16 protein-coding genes are annotated in these 15,756 nt (G+C 72.3%); 7 read left to right on the top strand and 9 right to left on the bottom strand.

Going from position 1 to position 15,756, the window contains the following annotated elements; translation table 11 throughout:
* Positions 1-7 precede the first annotated feature (7 nt).
* From ABEB12_RS32500 to ABEB12_RS32480, 5 genes are all read left to right on the top strand, one after another.
* Complete coding sequence (locus tag ABEB12_RS32500) at positions 8-706, top strand: VTT domain-containing protein (RefSeq protein ID WP_185066248.1); 699 nt, start codon at positions 8-10, stop codon at positions 704-706.
* 11 nt (positions 707-717) lie between these two features.
* Positions 718-1,374: a DedA family protein gene (locus tag ABEB12_RS32495; RefSeq protein ID WP_345703331.1), complete on the top strand. Its 657-nt coding sequence runs from the start codon at positions 718-720 to the stop codon at positions 1,372-1,374.
* Between the two features lie 198 nt (positions 1,375-1,572).
* A complete protein-coding gene (locus ABEB12_RS32490; RefSeq protein ID WP_185066249.1) occupies positions 1,573-2,922 on the top strand; it encodes an alcohol dehydrogenase catalytic domain-containing protein in 1,350 nt (449 codons plus the stop codon).
* 81 nt (positions 2,923-3,003) lie between these two features.
* Positions 3,004-4,101 (top strand): methyltransferase domain-containing protein, encoded by a 1,098-nt coding sequence (locus tag ABEB12_RS32485; protein ID WP_185066250.1) that lies wholly within the window; start codon positions 3,004-3,006, stop codon positions 4,099-4,101.
* Positions 4,102-4,113: 12 nt separating this feature from the next.
* A complete protein-coding gene (locus ABEB12_RS32480; protein WP_345703330.1) occupies positions 4,114-4,893 on the top strand; it encodes a helix-turn-helix transcriptional regulator in 780 nt (259 codons plus the stop codon).
* Here ABEB12_RS32480 and ABEB12_RS32475 read toward each other — a convergent pair.
* The 8 genes from ABEB12_RS32475 to ABEB12_RS32440 all read right to left on the bottom strand — a co-directional run bounded on the left by ABEB12_RS32475 (position 4,877) and on the right by ABEB12_RS32440 (position 11,650).
* Positions 4,877-5,542, bottom strand: a complete 666-nt coding sequence (locus ABEB12_RS32475) for a TrmH family RNA methyltransferase (RefSeq protein WP_185066251.1) — start codon at positions 5,540-5,542, stop codon at positions 4,877-4,879. The genes ABEB12_RS32480 and ABEB12_RS32475 overlap by 17 nt on opposite strands.
* Before the next feature lie 30 nt (positions 5,543-5,572).
* Positions 5,573-6,439 carry a C40 family peptidase gene (locus ABEB12_RS32470; protein ID WP_345703329.1) on the bottom strand — a complete coding sequence of 289 codons (867 nt, stop codon included), beginning with the start codon at positions 6,437-6,439 and terminating at the stop codon, positions 5,573-5,575.
* A gap of 236 nt (positions 6,440-6,675) precedes the next feature.
* Positions 6,676-7,245, bottom strand: a complete 570-nt coding sequence (pyrE, locus tag ABEB12_RS32465) for an orotate phosphoribosyltransferase (protein WP_185066253.1) — start codon at positions 7,243-7,245, stop codon at positions 6,676-6,678.
* Positions 7,242-8,009 (bottom strand): SDR family NAD(P)-dependent oxidoreductase, encoded by a 768-nt coding sequence (locus ABEB12_RS32460; protein WP_185066254.1) that lies wholly within the window; start codon positions 8,007-8,009, stop codon positions 7,242-7,244. Before ABEB12_RS32460 ends, pyrE begins: the two co-directional genes overlap by 4 nt.
* Positions 8,006-9,301, bottom strand: a complete 1,296-nt coding sequence (locus ABEB12_RS32455; RefSeq protein ID WP_185066255.1) for a type III secretion system chaperone family protein — start codon at positions 9,299-9,301, stop codon at positions 8,006-8,008. Before ABEB12_RS32455 ends, ABEB12_RS32460 begins: the two co-directional genes overlap by 4 nt.
* A gap of 65 nt (positions 9,302-9,366) precedes the next feature.
* The gene (locus ABEB12_RS32450) at positions 9,367-10,380 is read right to left on the bottom strand and encodes a hypothetical protein (RefSeq protein ID WP_185066256.1); all 1,014 of its coding nucleotides are present in this window, start codon (positions 10,378-10,380) and stop codon (positions 9,367-9,369) included.
* Positions 10,299-11,333: a hypothetical protein gene (locus ABEB12_RS32445; protein ID WP_185066257.1), complete on the bottom strand. Its 1,035-nt coding sequence runs from the start codon at positions 11,331-11,333 to the stop codon at positions 10,299-10,301. Before ABEB12_RS32445 ends, ABEB12_RS32450 begins: the two co-directional genes overlap by 82 nt.
* Positions 11,330-11,650 (bottom strand): YbaB/EbfC family nucleoid-associated protein, encoded by a 321-nt coding sequence (locus ABEB12_RS32440; protein ID WP_185066258.1) that lies wholly within the window; start codon positions 11,648-11,650, stop codon positions 11,330-11,332. The genes ABEB12_RS32445 and ABEB12_RS32440 overlap by 4 nt, the downstream gene beginning before the upstream one ends.
* Positions 11,651-11,951: 301 nt before the next feature.
* On the opposite strand from ABEB12_RS32440, the gene ABEB12_RS32435 reads away from it, so the two are divergent.
* On the top strand, positions 11,952-12,818 hold the full coding sequence (locus ABEB12_RS32435; RefSeq protein ID WP_185066259.1) for a hypothetical protein: 867 nt from the start codon (positions 11,952-11,954) through the stop codon (positions 12,816-12,818).
* Here the strand turns inward: ABEB12_RS32435 and ABEB12_RS32430 are convergent, their stop codons facing one another.
* Complete coding sequence (locus ABEB12_RS32430; RefSeq protein WP_185066260.1) at positions 12,819-15,089, bottom strand: heterodisulfide reductase-related iron-sulfur binding cluster; 2,271 nt, start codon at positions 15,087-15,089, stop codon at positions 12,819-12,821.
* Between the two features lie 376 nt (positions 15,090-15,465).
* On the opposite strand from ABEB12_RS32430, the gene ABEB12_RS32425 reads away from it, so the two are divergent.
* Positions 15,466-15,744 (top strand): hypothetical protein, encoded by a 279-nt coding sequence (locus tag ABEB12_RS32425; RefSeq protein ID WP_185066261.1) that lies wholly within the window; start codon positions 15,466-15,468, stop codon positions 15,742-15,744.
* Positions 15,745-15,756 lie beyond the last annotated feature (12 nt).

Raw genomic sequence — 15,756 nt, 5'->3', positions numbered from 1 at the left:
GAGTGTTGTGAGCGACCCCGTCATCGCCCTCGCGTCCAGCACCGTGCTTGCCCTCGGGCCGAAGTGGCTGGATCCCAACTACATCATCCCGGCGCTCGGCCCGTTCGCCCTGGCCGGCCTGTGCCTGATCATCTTCGCCGAGTGCGGCCTGCTGGTCGGATTCTTCCTGCCGGGCGACTCGCTGCTGTTCACCGCCGGGCTGTTCGTCGCCACCGGCGTGCTGGACACCCCGCTGTGGCTGCTCTGCACGCTGCTCGTGGCCTGTGCGCTGCTGGGCAACATCTGCGGCTACTGGATCGGCCGAGCGGCCGGGCCGGCGATCTTCGACAAACCGGACTCGCGGCTGTTCAAGCGGGAGTACGTGGAGAAGACCCAGGAGTTCTTCGAGAAGTACGGCAACAAGGCCATCGTGCTGGGCCGGTTCGTGCCGATCGTGCGCACGTTCATCACCGTCATGGCCGGCGTGGGCAAGATGGACGCCAAGCGCTACATGACCTACTCGTTCATCGGCGGTATTGCGTGGGCGGCCGGGGTCACTCTTTTGGGATACTGGCTGGGCGGCTTCGAGTTCGTCCGGGAGCACATCGAGCTGATACTCATCGCGGTGGTGGCCATCTCGGTGCTGCCCATCGTGGTGGAGTTCGTGAAGGCCCGGCGGGAGAAGGGCCGTGCCGTGCCGACCGAAAGCCCCGCTAGCCAACCCTGATCTGGAGCGCCGTGAGCACAGAGTTGCAGGCTGTTGGATTCCTGCAGCACGCCGCACCCACGACGGTCTGGCTGGTCGTGCTCTCGTTCGTGTTCCTGGAGTGCGCGTTCATCATCGGGCTGTTCCTGCCCGGTGACTCGCTGCTCTTCGCGGCCGGCGTGGTGCTCGCCTCGCACGACTACGAGCTGGGCGCGTGGCTGCTCGCCGGGTCGGCCTCGGTGCTCGCGGTGGCCGGCAACCAGGTCGGCTACCTGATCGGCCGGCGCACCGGCACGCACATCCTGGCCCGCAAGGACGGGCGCATCCTGAACCGCGCCAACCTGAACAAGGCGCGCGCGTTCATCGACCGCTGGGGCTTCTGGTCCGTCGTCGTGGCGCGCTGGCTGCCCTGGATTCGCACGCTGGCGCCGATGATCGCCGGGGCGGCCCGGATGGACAACCGCAAGTTCATCCTGGCGAACACCGTCGGCGCGCTGGTCTGGGTGCCCACCCTGCTGCTGGCCGGGTACTACGGCGCCGGCCTGCTCAACTCGTTGCCCTGGCTCAAGCAGGCGGTCACCGTCGCGTCCGTCGCGTTCTTCATCCTGGGCACCAGCTACGGCATCTACCGGTACCGGCAGGAGATGCGCAAACCCCTGGACGAGGAGCCCGTCCCCTCCACGCCCTGAACGCGCCCCATCGGCTGGCCGGGAGAGAGTGTGCGGCCGGTCACCGGAAGCGGTTGCCGCTACCGGCATAAAAACGCCGTTACACATGCCGGAAGCGGCAATCGTTTCTCCGGACGCGCCGAACCCTCTCAGGCGCCGAGGAGACTAAGCTCTCCAGCTAGAACGATCTATCTAGTCGCCGAGCGAGGGAGAGATCCGTTGACGCGCACCGACGAGAACGAGGCGGCGCAAATCGGCCACGTCGCCCGGGCCGGTACCGGCCCGACGGGAGATCCGGCGGCGCAGCCGCCGATCCGGGTGGACGGGGCGGACCGGGTTCGGCACCGGCCGAGGGGAACGCTCCGCCGGGTCGGCACGATGATCTCCCCGTCGGCCGCGGCGGCCGGGCAGATCGCGCTGGAACGGGACGCCAGGCCCCGGGTGAACCGGCTGGTCGCGGCGACCAAGGAATGGCTCCGGGAACGCCGCAACCCGACCCGGCCGACCATGCGCGCAATGATCGCCTCCGGCCGGGGCCGGCTGGAGTGGCGGGACATCCCGGCACCGGAGACCCCGGGCCCGGACGCCGCCGTGGTCGCCCCGGTCGCCGTGGCCACCTGCGACCTGGACCGCTCGCTGGCCCTCGGCGCCACCCCGTTCCCACTGGGCTTCACCATCGGGCACGAGTGCGTGGCCGAGGTGCTCTGCGTCGGGGAACGGGTGACCACGGTGCGCCCGGGTGAGCTCGTGGTGGTGCCGTTCGAGATCAACTGCGGGAGGTGCGGGCCGTGCCGGGCCGGGCACACCAGCAACTGCGCCGGCGTGCCGCCGATCTCCATGTACGGCTTCGGCGTCGGCGGCGGGCACTGGGGCGGCGCGCTGGCCGACAAGGTCGCGGTCCCCTACGCGGACGCCATGCTGGTGCCGCTGCCCGCCGGGGTCAGCCCGGTCGCGGCGGCCAGCACGGCGGACACCATCTGCGACGCCTACCGGCACATCGCGCCGCACCTGCCGCGCCTGCTCGCCCAGGACCCGGGCACCGAGGTGCTGATCGTGGCCTGCCTCGGTGGGAAGACGCTGTTCAGCCCCAGCGTGCCGCTGTACGCCGGGCAGATCGCGCTGGCCCTGGGCGCGCCAAGGGTCCGGCTGGTGGACGGGCGGCCGGAGGTGCGCGCCGCCGCCGCCCAGCTCGGCTTCGAGGCGCTCACCCCGGACGAGCTGCGGAAGACGCCGCCGGCCGGCCTGGTGGTGTCGGCCACGGCGACCGCGAAGGGCGTGTGGGCGGCGCTGTCCGCGACCGCGCCGGACGGGGTCTGCAGCTGCGTCGGGGGACTGCACCGCACCGCGCGCATCCCGGTCACCCGGCTGTACGGACGGAACGTGACCTTCCACATCGGCCGCACCGACGTGCGCGCGCTGTTGCCCGAGGTGCTCGAGCTGATCGCCGGCGGCCGCTTCCGACCGGAACGCGTGGTGACCACCCTCGGCCCGCTCGACGACGCGCCGCGCCTGCTCGCCCGCCACTACCGCACCGGCGACTTCAAGACCATCCTCACCCGGGAACGCTGAACGGCGTACGCGCTTGTACGTATGGACGCCCGCCCGCCGCGGCCGTTGGCTAACCAGGACCAGACAACCTGGGAGGCGGAGATGACAGCGACCGAGTCGGCACCGGTGGTGAACCCGGAGGCGTTGGAGCAGCTGGTCGGCCAGGTGATCGCGGACGCGGGCGGGGCGCTGACCCTGCCGCTGGCGCTGCTGGGCGACCGGCTCGGGTTGTTCACCACGCTCGCCTCCTCCGGCCCGGTGGATCCGGCCGCACTGGCCGCCCGGACCGGGTTGTCGGAGCGTTACCTGCGGGAATGGCTGCTGGCGATGGCCGCCGCCGGCTACGTCACCTACGACGACGGCGAGGGCGAAACGGCCCGCTACCGGTTGTCGGCCGAGCAGGCCGAGGCGTTCACCAACCCGGACAGCCCGGCGTACGTGATCGGCGCCTGCCAGAACCTGACCGCCGCCACCCGGATGCTGGACCGGCTCACCGACGCCTTCCGTACCGGTGAGGGGATCGGCTGGCACGAACACCACCCGGACATGTTCGTGGGCACCGAGCGGTTCTTCCGCCCCGGCTACCTGGCCCACCTCACCGGCGAGTGGATCCCCGCGCTGACCGGCGTGCCGGAACGGCTGACCGCCGGCGGCCGGGTCGCCGACGTGGGCTGCGGGCTGGGCGCCTCCACGATCATCATGGCCCAGGCGTACCCGGCCAGCGAGTTCATCGGCGTGGACTACCACGGACCGTCGATCGAGCTGGCCCGGACCAGGGCCGCCGAAGCGGGCGTGGCCGACCGGGTGGACTTCCGGGTGGCCGGCGCCTCGGACCTCGTCGCCGACCCGGCCGGGGGATACCAGCTGATCGCGTTCTTCGACTGTCTGCATGACATGCCGGACCCGCTGGGGGCGCTCCGCGCGGCGCGGGCGGCCGTGGCCGACGACGGCCGGGTCATGCTGGTCGAGCCGATGAGCTGGGACCGGGTCGGCGACGCGCTCAACCCGCTGGGCCGGCTGCTGGCCGGCGCCTCCCTGCTGGTGTGCCTGCCCAGCGGGCTGTCCGGGCCGCCCGGCGCCGGGCTGGGCAACCAGGCCGGCCCGCGCCGGACCTGCGAGCTGGCCCGCGAGGCCGGCTTCTCGGACGCTCGGGTGGCCACGTCGACCGATTTCAATCTCGTTTACGAGCTGTCTCCGTAACGTCTCCGGGGCTTGACCTGGCCGAACCCGGGGAGGACCGTCGGCGCGGTGTACCTGCCGCACGCCTCGGTCGATCGTGCCCTCTCCCTGGTCGCCGACCTCACCGGGCTGACCGACGAGGCCGGCCTGCTCGACGCGCTGCTGCCCGGGCTGGCCGACCTGATCGGCTGTGACTTCATCACCTACACCGAGGTGGTGGAGGGTTCGCCGCCGATGGTGCGGTACATCGACCACCCGCGCGGGACGCTCACCCCGGAGGTCTGCGACGGCTTCCTGCGCCACTTCCACCAGCACCCGGTCGCCGCGTACCACCGCATCACCGGTGACGGCCGGGCCCTGCGGATGAGCGACTTCCTCACCACCGCCCAGTTCCACAAGCTCGCGCTCTACCAGGAGTGCTACCGGCCCAGGCCGGCCGAGCACATCCTCGCGGTGGGCCTGTCGCTGGGCGGCGGGCCGGTCGGCGCGTTCGCGCTGAACCGGGCCAGCGGCGAGTTCACCGAGGCCGACCGGGAGCTGCTGGACCTGCTGCGCGGCCCGCTCGGCCGGTGCCGCGCCCGGCTGCGCGCGCGGCAGGGCGCACCGGCCGGCGCCGGGAAGCTGACCAGCCGGGAGGCCCAGGTGCTCGAGCAGGTCGCGCTCGGCCGCACCAACGCGGCCATCGGCCGCTCGATCAACTGCAGCCCCCGGACCGTGTCCAAGCACCTGGAGAACATCTACAAGAAGCTTTCGGTGGCCAACCGGGCGGCCGCCGTCGCGCACACCCGGTTGGGCGTCACCAGGCCTTTGTGAGGTCGGCGTGCTGGCGCACCCAGGCGTGCATGGCGATCCCCGAAGCCACGCCGGCGTTGATCGAGCGGGTTGACCCGAACTGGGCGATGGACACGGTCAGCGCGGCGGCCGCCCGCGCCTCCGCCGACACCCCCGGCCCTTCCGCCCCGAACACCAACAGGCAGTCCCTCGGCAGCTCCGCCCGCTCCAGGCGGACCGATCCGGGGGCGTTGTCCACGACGACCGGGGTGAGCCCGTGCGCGTGGGCGAAGGCGAGCAGCTCGGCGACCGTCGGGTGGTGGTAAAGGTGCTGGTAGCGGTCGGTGACCATGGCGCCCCGGCGGTTCCACCGCGCCTTGCCGACGATGTGCACGCCGGCGGCCGCGAAGGCGTTCGCGGTGCGCACCACGGTGCCGATGTTGTGGTCGTGGGCGAAGTTCTCGATGGCCACGTGGAACGGGTGCCGGCGGGTGTCGATGTCGGCGATGATCGCCGGGCGGCCCCAGTAGCGGTAGGCGTCCACCACGTTGCGCCGGTCGCCGTCGCGCAGCAGCTCGGCGTCGTAGCGCGGGTCGTCCGGCCAGTCCTCCGGCTCACCCGGCCACGGGCCGACGCCGACCGGCTCGCCGACCGTCCACTCGGTCGGCCCGGGCTGGGCATCGGCAACCATGCCGCCCATCATCCCAGCCGGAGCCTCGGGTCAGGTGACGCGCCGCGCGTTGTGGATCGGGAAGGCGTCCACGTCGGAGATCTTCACCGGCTTGCCGGGCTCCGAGGCGTGCAGGATCTTGCCGTTGCCGATGTACATGCCGACGTGGCTGACCGGCGTGTAGTAGAAGACCATGTCGCCCGGCTGCAGGTTCTTCACCGAGACCGCCTGGCCGAACTGGGACTGCGCGGTGGAGCTGCGCGGGAGCTTGATGCCGGCCTGCTTGTACGCCCACTGCATGAGCCCGGAGCAGTCGAAGGCGTTGGGACCCCGGGCGCCCCAGATGTAGGGCTTGCCCAGCTTGGTGGCCGCGTTGCGCAGTGCTTGCGCGGCGTCCTGGTTGGCCGCGAGGCCGACGATCGGCACGCCGCCGATCTTCGCGGGCAGCTTGAGCGCCGCGTCGATCACCGACTCGACGGCGCCGGCCACCCCACCGGCGCCCGGCCCGGCCAGGCGCACCGCGCGGGACAGCGCGGCGATCTCACTGGCGTCGGTCTGGTGCATGTCGCCGGCCATCACCGTGCCGGTGCTGGAGCTGATCGGCTGGGCCGGCCCCGACGAGGAGACCGCGCCGCCGGCCACCGGGGCGGCCGGCAGGGCGTTGCTCGCCGCGGCGGGCGCGATGTGCGCCTCCGAGCCGGAGGAGGTGAAGTCGGGCAGGTCCGGGGCCTGGATCGCGGGGAAGGTGCCGGTGGCGCCGGCGGCGGCCATGCCCGCGCCGACCGTCGCGGCGGCCGCGACCGTGAACACCGAACGCGTCGGTGCCACGGCGGTCGCCGCGCCCTGGCCAGCGGCGACCGAGGCGAGGATCTCACCGACCGAACGTCCACCACTGCTCGCGCCGTGGCGTCCACCCATGGTTGTGCTCCGCGTCGGCGCGGTGCCGTAGCGGGGAGCGTGGCACCGCGTCCCCATCCTGAGTCGCAACGGCCGCCCGGGGGAATGCCGGCTGATGGGGAGACGAACCGGCCAGGCGTACCAACCGGTCGAGCACCGGCTGATGGAACACACCGTAACCGATCCGTGACCGTGTAGTGGGGATCACGCGTATAACACGCCGACGAGCGGGCCGAACCGCTCGGTGAGTGGTGACCTTAGGTGGGCAGCTCCAGGTCGGCCAGATTGAGCACGGCGCGGTACGGCAACCCCTCCGCCTCGATGGCCTCACGGGCACCGGTGTCCCGGTCCACCACGGTGGCCACGCCGACGATCTCCGCGCCGGTCTCCCGCACCGCCCGCACCGCCTGCAGCACCGATCCGCCGGTGGTCGAGGTGTCCTCCACCACCAGCACCCGCCGGCCGGCGATGTCCGGCCCCTCCACGCGGCGCTGCAGGCCGTGCGCCTTGGTCTCCTTGCGCACCACGAACGCGTCCAGCGCGACCCCGTCCAGCCCGGCGGAGTGCAGCATGGCGGTGGCCACCGGGTCGGCGCCCAGGGTCAGCCCGCCGACCGCCTCGTACGGCCAGTCGGAGGTGAGCAGCCGCACCAACCGGCCGATCAGCGGCGCGGCCTCGTGGTGCAGGGTGGCCCGGCGCAGGTCCACGTAGTAGTCCGCCTCGGCGCCCGAGGCGAGCGTGACCCGCCCGTGCACCACGGCCAGCTCGCGCACCAGCACCGCCAGCCGGTCCCGGTCCCGATCCGCCGGACCCCCGCCAATCGTCACGCCCGCTTCCCTTCGAACCGCTTGGCCAGCTTCCGCACCACCGGGCGGGGCAGCACGTCGATCGCCGCCACCAACGCCTTGTACGTCACGCTGGGCACGGAGATGACCCGGCCCCTCGCCAGGTCGGCCAGGCAGTCGGCGACCACCCGGTCGGCATCCAACCAGAGCGGCCCGGTGCGCGCGCCGACGTCCATCCCGGCCCGCTGGTGGAACTCGGTGCGCACGAAGCCCGGGCACAGCGCCATCACGCGCACCCCGGTTCCGCCCACCGCCCCGGCCAGCCCCTCGCTGAACGTGGTCACCCAGGCCTTGCTGGCGCCGTAGGTGGCGCTGCGCGAGACGGCGAACCCGGCCACGCTGGACACGTTCACCACCGCCCCGCGACCGCGTCGCACCATGCCGGGCAGCGCCGCGTGGGTCAGCAGCAGCACGCTGGTCACGTTGATGTCCAGCAGGCGCTGCTGGTCCTGGGCGGAGAGCTCCAGGAACTCGCCGTTCAGCGCGATGCCGGCATTGTTGACCAGCAGGTCCACCCCGGGGTCGGTCAGCCGCTCGGCCACCGCCGCGCGGCCTGCCTCGGTGGCCAGGTCGGCGGTGAGCACCTCGACCTCCACGCGGTGCCGCGCGCCCAGCTCGTCGGCCATCGCGGTCAGCCGGGCGGTGTCCCGGGCCACCAGCACCAGCCGGTCGTGCTCGGCGGCCAGCCGGCGGGCGAACGCGGCCCCCAGCCCGGCCGAGGCGCCGGTGACCAACGCACTGGTCAACGCGGGCCCGGGCCGGTTCCGTTGCTGGCGCCCTTGCCGAACCCGATGATGTCCAGGTCGTCCGCCTCCGCCTTGTCGGCGGCGGCCTTCTCGGCGGCGGAACACTCGGCGGCGGCCTTGCTGGTGGCCGCCCGGTCCAGCGCGGCCCGCTCGGCGGCGGCTCGTTCCGCGGCGGCCCGCTCGGCGGCCGCGCGGGAAGCTACGGAACGCTCCCGAGGGGAAAGCCCGCCCTCGGTCCGGATCGGCCGGACGACCGCCGGTTTGCTCTCGTCCTCCGGCTCCTCCGGCGGCTGGCCCTCGGCCGCCGGGGCCTCGTCGACCTCCACCTCGGCATCCGCGTCGGCGCCGGCATCCGCGTCGGCGCCGGCCGGCCGGTTTCCTCGCGCCTGGCCGGCGCTGGCCTGGCCGCGCTCGGCCCAGTAGGTCTCCTCCCGCTCGCCCTCGGCGCCGGGCTCCTCCTCCAGGTCCTCGTCCAGTTCCTCGGTCAGCTGCCCGCGGTCGCTCCCGCCCCGGAGCGGCTCGGTGACGTCGCCGGAGCGGTCCAGGTTGCCCAGCGAGGTGGTCACCCCGGTGCGGCCGGAAAGCGAGCGCGCCCAGGTGGCGGCGGACGAACCGGATAACGACGTCGGCCCGGCCGGCAGCGCGCCCGGCCCGCCCCGGGACGCCTCCTCCAGCGCGCCGGCCACCTCGACCAGCTGGTCCAGCAGGTCCTGCAGCTGCTCGGGCTCGTAGTCCAGCGGGGCGGTGCACAGCACCCAGGACTCCTCGGCCCACAGCAGCTCGATGTCGTCGCCCACCGCGTCGGCCGCGCGCACCAGCCGGGGCGTGAGCAGCGGGCGGACCACGGCGGCGTCGGTCACGAAGGCGTAGCGCTGGCCGACCGGCTCCAGCAGGTCCAGGCCGGCGTCATCGGGCAGCGGGGCGGACGGCAGGCGCAGCTCGAACGCGCCGCCGAGGGTGTTCCGGCGTTGCACCGCGACCACCACCGAGGTGAGGCGCCCGGCCTGCTCGTGGTCGAACACGTAGATCAGCCGGCGCCCTTCCGGGGTCGGCACGGAACCGGTGACCAGGTTGCGCGCCACCCCCGGTCCGCCCTGGTGAATGGTGCCGTAGCGCCACCGGCTGGGCAGTACCGGATCGCTGTCCAGGTACTCCCATTCCTTCTCGGCCGCCCATCGCCCACGGTCCCGGGACTGCGCGCCGCCGGCGCGCTGGTCGGCCCGCAGAAGCAGCAGCCCGAGGACGAGCGCGACGGCGGCGATGACGAACCACACCGACGTCGGGATACCCACCCGGGCCACAATAGCGACATTGATTCGTTATATCGATCCCCCGCGCCGGGAGTCGCACCGAGCCGTTACTCCCGGCCGGCGACCGGCGCGGCGGCCAGCTTCCGGTCCCCCGAGTTGGCCTGTTTGCCGAGTTCGACGGCATCGCCGGCGTCCGGGGCCAGGCCCGGGGGCGGCGGCGCCTTCGGTCGCTCCAGCTTCGGCCGGTTGCCGAGTTCCCCCTGGTCCGCGAGCTCGGTCAACCGCTCGGAACCCCGGTTCAGGCGCCCCGCGGTGTCGGCGTACTCGTCCCCGGCCTTCCTGGTCGCGTCGGCGGCGCGGCGCACGGGACCCGCCTGCCCCAGCCGCCCGACCCGGTCGGCCAGCTTCGCCAGCCCCTCGGCGGCCTTGCTGAGCACGCGGTACAGCTTGGCGATCCGGGCCGTCAGCTTCGCGGCCAGCCGGGTCGCCTCGATCACCGCCTGAGCCACCCAGCCACCGACGCTGATCCCGGCGCTGACCAGGGCCAACAGCCCGGCCGCAACCGCACTGACCGCGAGCTTCCCGATCCAGTCCGCGATGGTGTCGCGGATGATCGCCCGCTCGGTGGCCACCAGGACGCCGTTCACCATGATCTGCTCGGACAGCTCGGCGGAGGCCGCCGACGCGTCCCTGATCTCGGCCACCTGCCGCGCCGTGGCCGATCGGTACGCCTCGGAGGCCACGCCCTGCCAACCGGCCAGCCCGGTGAGCCCCTGTTCCCGTTGGTCGGCCGTCTCGGACAGGTGCTTCGAGACGTTCTGCCAGGTGAGAGCGTGCGCCTGAATCTGCGCGGCGTCACCGGTGAGCACCTCCAACGGCTCGCGCAGGAAGGCGAGGTGCTCGATCAGCCAGCCGACCCCGGCGCTGGCCAGCGCCTGCAGCGGGTCGGTGGTGTCCTCGATGAGGTTGAGCACCCCGCCGGTCGCGGCCAGCCCGGCGCCGGCTGGGTCGCCGTCCCGGATCCCCTGGACAGTGTCGGCTACGTCGGAGACGATTCCGGCGCCCTCGAACCGTCCCGGCGACTCTGGTTGGACAATGAGCGGGTTGGGCTGGTCGGCCATTGCGGGACTCCCCCGAGTTGCATTGCCGGTCCGGCGTTGGTCTGCTCTTTCGCCGATTCTCCTGACCGATCGTTGCGGTCGGCGTCGTTGCGGTCGGCGCGCTCCTGCCGGTCCACCTGGCGGTCGGCGCGTTCGTAGTCCCGGTCGGCGTGGCGGTGGTCACGCTCCAGGCGGTCGTGCTCGCGGTCCAGCCGGTCCCGCTCCCGGTCCAGCCCGTCCAGCTCACGCTCGATCCGCTTGCGCTCCGCCTTGCCCGGGTCGTCGTGCAGCCGGTGCTCCAGGTCCTCGCGGCGGCCGTCCAGCGCGTTCTGCCGCTGTTCGTTGCGGCCCAGCGCGTCGTCCAACCGGTCCAGCTTCCGCTCGGCCTCCCGGCGCCCGTCCAGCGCGTCCTTGAGACCGCTGTTGGCCGTGCGCTCCTGGTCGGGTCGGGTGCCGTCCTTCTCCGCCGGGCCGCCGCTTCCCCCGGATCCCCTGTCCCCCGGGGTCTTGCCGCCGCTCCCCCCGGCGTCCTTGCCCGAAGGGCCGCCGCCACCGCCGTTGCCCCCGGGGGCCTTCCCGGAAGGACCGCCGCCCGGCGTTCCCGGGGCCGGAGTGTTCGGGATCGGCCGCTGGTCGCCCGGCCGCATGTCGACGTCGTTGCCCTGCGGGTAGGTCCGGTTCATCCGCCGGCTCAGCTCGAGCTCGTTGCCGAGGTAGGCGATCCGGGTGTCCTTGATCCGCGTGCCGTCCGCGTTGACCGCCTGGGCCAGCTGGTTCACCGCCTGCGCGGCCTTCGTCTCGGCGTCGGCCGTGCGCGCCGCGAAGATCTGGCCGATGAGCCCGTAGGCGGCGGGGGAAATGGGCGAGGCGGCCCGCGTGGCCTGCCGCATGCGCCCGGAAAGTCCGTTCAGGTGGGTCTCGTGCTTGGCCAGGTCCTCGTCGGCGACCCGGTACCGGTCGGCCGGGGAGGTCATGGCCGCAACCGCTCCAGGCCGGCGTCGCCGAGCAGCGGCCGCAGCGCCTCCTCGGTGTGCCGGGTGACGTCGGCCCGCGCCCGGCGGACCGCGTCCAGCACGGCGTCGGCCAGACGGGGCCGAGACAGGTCGTCGGCGCGCTCGGTGAAGATGAGTTGGCGAAGCCCGCCGTCCCGGTCGACGGTGACCGTGACCGCGCCGTTCGCGCTGGACACGGTGGCGCTGACGGACCGCAGTGCATCCTGGGCCTGCCTGGCCCGGGCCTCCAGCTCGCCGATCCGCCGCTGGTAGTCGGCCATCCAGCTCGTCGCGTCCATGCGCCGAATGTAGGAGAGCACCCCCTCCTCCCGTGGCGAAACGGGAAAACTCCAAACTGTCAGACCCCCGAGGCATCCTTGACTCGAACGTTTCTTCGACTCGAGGCGGCTGCCGTGCCCGACTTGCTCCCGTTCGCCGAAGCCGTCCGCGCGGACCGGCGCCGGTTCTCCCCCGGCCGCCGCACACCCCGTCGCCGATCCCGTGCGAGTGCCGGATCGACATCGGTTACCCGGACGCGCCGGCCGGAGTTTGCCTGGAACGGCCCCCGGCCGGGTGGCGCCCGGCTACCCTCGGCCGGCGATGGACCAACCACCGCGCTTCACCCGCCGAGGCCCGCTGCGCCCGCCGCCCGCCGACCAAGCCACCCGAACCCGGTGGCCGGTCCGGGTCGCGGCCGGGGTAGGCCTGCTGGCCGCGATCGGGCTGCTCTGGCCGTTCGCCGGGTGGAACTGGTGGCCCGTGGTCATCGGGCTGGGCGTGCTGGTGCTGCTCTACCTTTCGCGGCTGGACCGGTTGCTGCTGGGCTGGGCGCCGCACCTGGCCGGCCTGGTCACCGTCGTGCTGATGGCCGCGCGCAGCGACCCGTGGGCCTGGGGCCTGGCGGCCGGGTTGGCGCTGCTCGGGGTCGGCCTGGCCCGGCTGCCGGTGAACCCGAGCTCGCGGCGGTGGTGGCCGGTGGCGGCCGGCGGGCTGGCGGTGCTGGTGTTCGGCGCGGGCTACGCGGTCGTGCACTACCGGACCGCCGAGCAGCAGCGCGCCGAGCAGCGCGCGGCCGACTCGCACTACACCGCCGGCCGGGCCGCACTGCCCGCCGAGCTGGTGTTCGCCGCGATCACCTCGGACATCGCTTCCGGCGACGAGATCAAGGCGTGCGGACTGCTCGGCACGCCCGCCGGAGCGCAGTTCGCCGCCTCGGCGGGAGCGCCGGACTGCCCGGGCGCGGTGCGTGCGCTGCGCCCCCAGGTGCGCGACCCGTACGCCTACGCCAACCCCAGGATGTCCCGGGGCGTGGTCAGCAAGCGCGCCGACGGAACGGCGAGCGTGGACGGCTGCGCGGTGTGGCCGTCCGCCGGCAGCGCGCCCGGTCCCCGCCTCGGCCGCCTGGACCTGCGCCTCTACGAGGGCAGCCGGTACGTGATCACCGGTTACACGCCCTGCCAGCAGTAACTACTCGCCCGGTTTGGCGGGGGTGTCCTCGGCCGGGGCTTGCGCCGGGGTCGCCTCGGGGGCGGTGGACTTGCCGTTGGTGTGCGGGTCGCCGCGCTTGACCGCCTCGAGCAGCATCTGTGAGACGTCCAGCACCTGGACGTCCTCGCCCACGCCGGCGTTCTGCTTCTCGGTGAGGCCGTCGGTGAGCATCACCCGGCAGAACGGGCAGCCGGTGGCGATCTGCTTGGCCTCGGTGGCCAGGGCCTCCTCGGTGCGGGCCAGGTTGACCCGCTTGCCGATGTGCTCCTCCATCCACATCCGCGCGCCGCCGGCGCCGCAGCACATCGAGCGGTCCGCGTGCCGAGGCATCTCGGTGAGCTGCGCGCCGGCCGCACCGACCAGCTCGCGCGGCGGCGCGTAGACCTCGTTGTGCCGGCCCAGGTAGCAGGGGTCGTGGAAGGTGACCGGTGCACCCGTGTCCGCGGCGGGCGCGGCCACCGGGACCAGCTTGCCCTCCCGGACCAGCTTGTTCAGCAGCTGCGTGTGGTGCACCACCTCGTAGTGGCCGTCCAGCTGCGGGTACTCCCGGCCCAGGGTGTTCATGCAGTGCGGGCAGGTGGTGACGATCTTGCGCTTGCCCGGCTCGCGGCCCTCGAACACCGAGTTGAGCACCTCGACGTTCTGCTGCGCCATCATCTGGAACAGGAACTCGTTGCCGGAACGGCGCGCCGGGTCACCGGTGCAGCCCTCGTCGGTGCCCAGCACCACGTACTTCACGCCGGCCCGGTGCAGCAGCTCGGCGGTGGCCCGCACGGTCTTCTTCGCGTTGTCGTCGAACGCGCCGGCACAGCCGATCCAGTACAGGTACTCGGTGTCGTCGGTCAGCTCGCCGTCGAACACCGGGACCTCGAAGTCCAGCCCCTTGGTCCAGTCCAGCCGCTCCTTGTTGTTCTGCCCCCAGGGGTTGCCCTTGTTCTCCAGGTTGCGGAACAGCACGCCCAGCTCGGAGGGGAACTCCGACTCGATCATGACCTGGTGGCGGCGCATGTCAATGATGTGGTCCACGTGCTCGATGTCCACCGGGCACTGCTCCACACAGGCACCGCAGGAGGTGCAGGACCACAGCACGTCCGGGTCGATGACACCGCCGGCCTCGGCGGTGCCCACCAGCGGCCGCGCCGCCTGGTCCGGCCCGGAGCCGCGCACCCGCTCGAACCCGGACTCCGGCACGCCGTGCCCATTGCGTTCACCCGAAGTGATCTCGACCGAGCCCTCTTCCGGCATGTCCTTGCCGCCGATCAGGTACGGGGCCTTGGCGAACAGGTGATCCCGCAGGTCCATGATCACGAGCTTCGGGGAGAGCGGCTTGCCGGTGTTCCACGCCGGGCACTGCGACTGGCAGCGACCACACTCGGTGCAGGTGGCGAAGTCCAGCATGCCCTTCCAGGTGAAGTCCTCCACCTTCCCCCGGCCGAAGATGTCGTCCTCGTCCGGGTCCTCGAAGTCGATCTCCTTGCCGCGCGAGGTCATCGGCAGCAACGGGCCGAGGCCCTTGGGCAGCCGCTTGGCCGACACGTTGATCGGCGCCACGAAGATGTGCAGGTGCTTCGAGTAGAGCACGATGATCAGGAACGCCAGCATCACGCCGATGTGCAGGATCAGCCCGACGGTCTCCAGCCAGAAGTACGCGGTGTGGGACAGCCCGGTGAACAGCTGGCCCAGCCCGATGGAGGCGAACGCCCCGGACGTGTACGGCAGGTTCCCGGCGGCCGAGGCGACCGCGCGGAAGAAGAACAACGTCCAGACCACGTTGAAGATCATGAAGAGGATGAACCAGGCCGGCCCGGTGTGCGAGCCGTAGAACCGGGAATCCCGCTGCCGGCGCTCCGGCGCCTGCCGGACCCGGATCCACGCGAACACGCCCAGCGAGATCAACACAGCCACCGCGATGAAGTCCTGCAGGAACCCGAGGGCGGCCCAGTGGCCGATGAACGGGATTGCGAACTGGGCGTCGAACAGCGCGCCGTACGCCTCGATGTAGACGGTGAGCAGCAGCACGAACGCCCAGAAGGTGAAGAAGTGCGCCAGGCCGGGGATCGACCATTTCAGCAGCTTGCGCTGCCCGAACACCTCGACCAACTGGGTGCGCAACCGCGCGCCGAGCTGGTCCGTGCGGTCGTGCGCGGGTTGCCCCGAGCTGATCAGCTTGTACAGCCACCAGGCCCGCCGGCCGGCGATGGCGAGCACGATCACCGTTACGGCCAGGCCGATCACCAATCGCGCGATCACGGCAGTTCCTCCCTGGTCTGTTGCGGTGAGGGTAGACCCCGCGTCACCAGGCCGCTTGACATGCCACGCATTAATCCACCCTTACTTACTGGAGAGTAACAAGCGGGCGAGGCGGCGCCGGAGCGTCGTCCGTCACCCTCCGGACGCGCCAGGTCACCCAGTTCGGTTGCTCTGTGAGTGGATGGAATGAGGGCGTTCCGGCGCCTCATTCACCCGTGTGGGGGATTATGCGCACGGGCGGTATACCGGCCGAGCGTACTTTCTGGTGCTACCCCCGCCTGGCCTCCCACGTCTGGGGCTTCCGCCGCCTTAGTATCCGTCACGCCGACGCGACCACCCCCCGGCGCGGCGGCCTTTGCTGACGTGAGGAGCCGTAATGACCAGCCTGTACGCCGCCGCGTCTGGCTTCGTGATCCTGGCGCAGGAGCACAAACTCGGCACCAACAACCTGCAGCAGTGGATCACCGACAACATCGTGCCGTTACTGCTGCTCTCCATCGCGGTCATCCTGCTGTGGATCGGCGGGCGCGGTGACAATGCCGGCGTGGCGCGGCGCAGCGTCGGCCTGGTCGTGGGGCTGGTCGCCCTGGGTATCGCCCTTTCCGGCCAGGCCAGCGAAGTGGGTAAGTTCTTCGCGAGTTTGATCGTCGGGTGAGACCGCGTTGCG

It is taken from the genome of Actinospineispora eucalypti (assembly GCF_039543365.1).
In the GTDB taxonomy this organism is placed as follows: Bacteria; Actinomycetota; Actinomycetes; order Mycobacteriales; family Pseudonocardiaceae; genus Pseudonocardia; species Pseudonocardia eucalypti.
Note: the sequence above shows the minus strand (reverse complement) of the source record. Positions and strands in the feature narration are given on the sequence as shown.

Coding starts and splice junctions, on each gene's coding strand:
- ABEB12_RS32485 (WP_185066250.1), top strand. CDS start 3,004: ATGACAGCGACCGAGTCGGCACCGGTGGTGAACCCGGAGGCGTTGGAG.
- ABEB12_RS32475 (WP_185066251.1), bottom strand. CDS start 5,542: ATGGTTGCCGATGCCCAGCCCGGGCCGACCGAGTGGACGGTCGGCGAG.
- ABEB12_RS32470 (WP_345703329.1), bottom strand. CDS start 6,439: ATGGGTGGACGCCACGGCGCGAGCAGTGGTGGACGTTCGGTCGGTGAG.
- ABEB12_RS32450 (WP_185066256.1), bottom strand. CDS start 10,380: ATGGCCGACCAGCCCAACCCGCTCATTGTCCAACCAGAGTCGCCGGGA.
- ABEB12_RS32445 (WP_185066257.1), bottom strand. CDS start 11,333: ATGACCTCCCCGGCCGACCGGTACCGGGTCGCCGACGAGGACCTGGCC.
- ABEB12_RS32440 (WP_185066258.1), bottom strand. CDS start 11,650: ATGGACGCGACGAGCTGGATGGCCGACTACCAGCGGCGGATCGGCGAG.
- ABEB12_RS32435 (WP_185066259.1), top strand. CDS start 11,952: ATGGACCAACCACCGCGCTTCACCCGCCGAGGCCCGCTGCGCCCGCCG.
- ABEB12_RS32425 (WP_185066261.1), top strand. CDS start 15,466: ATGACCAGCCTGTACGCCGCCGCGTCTGGCTTCGTGATCCTGGCGCAG.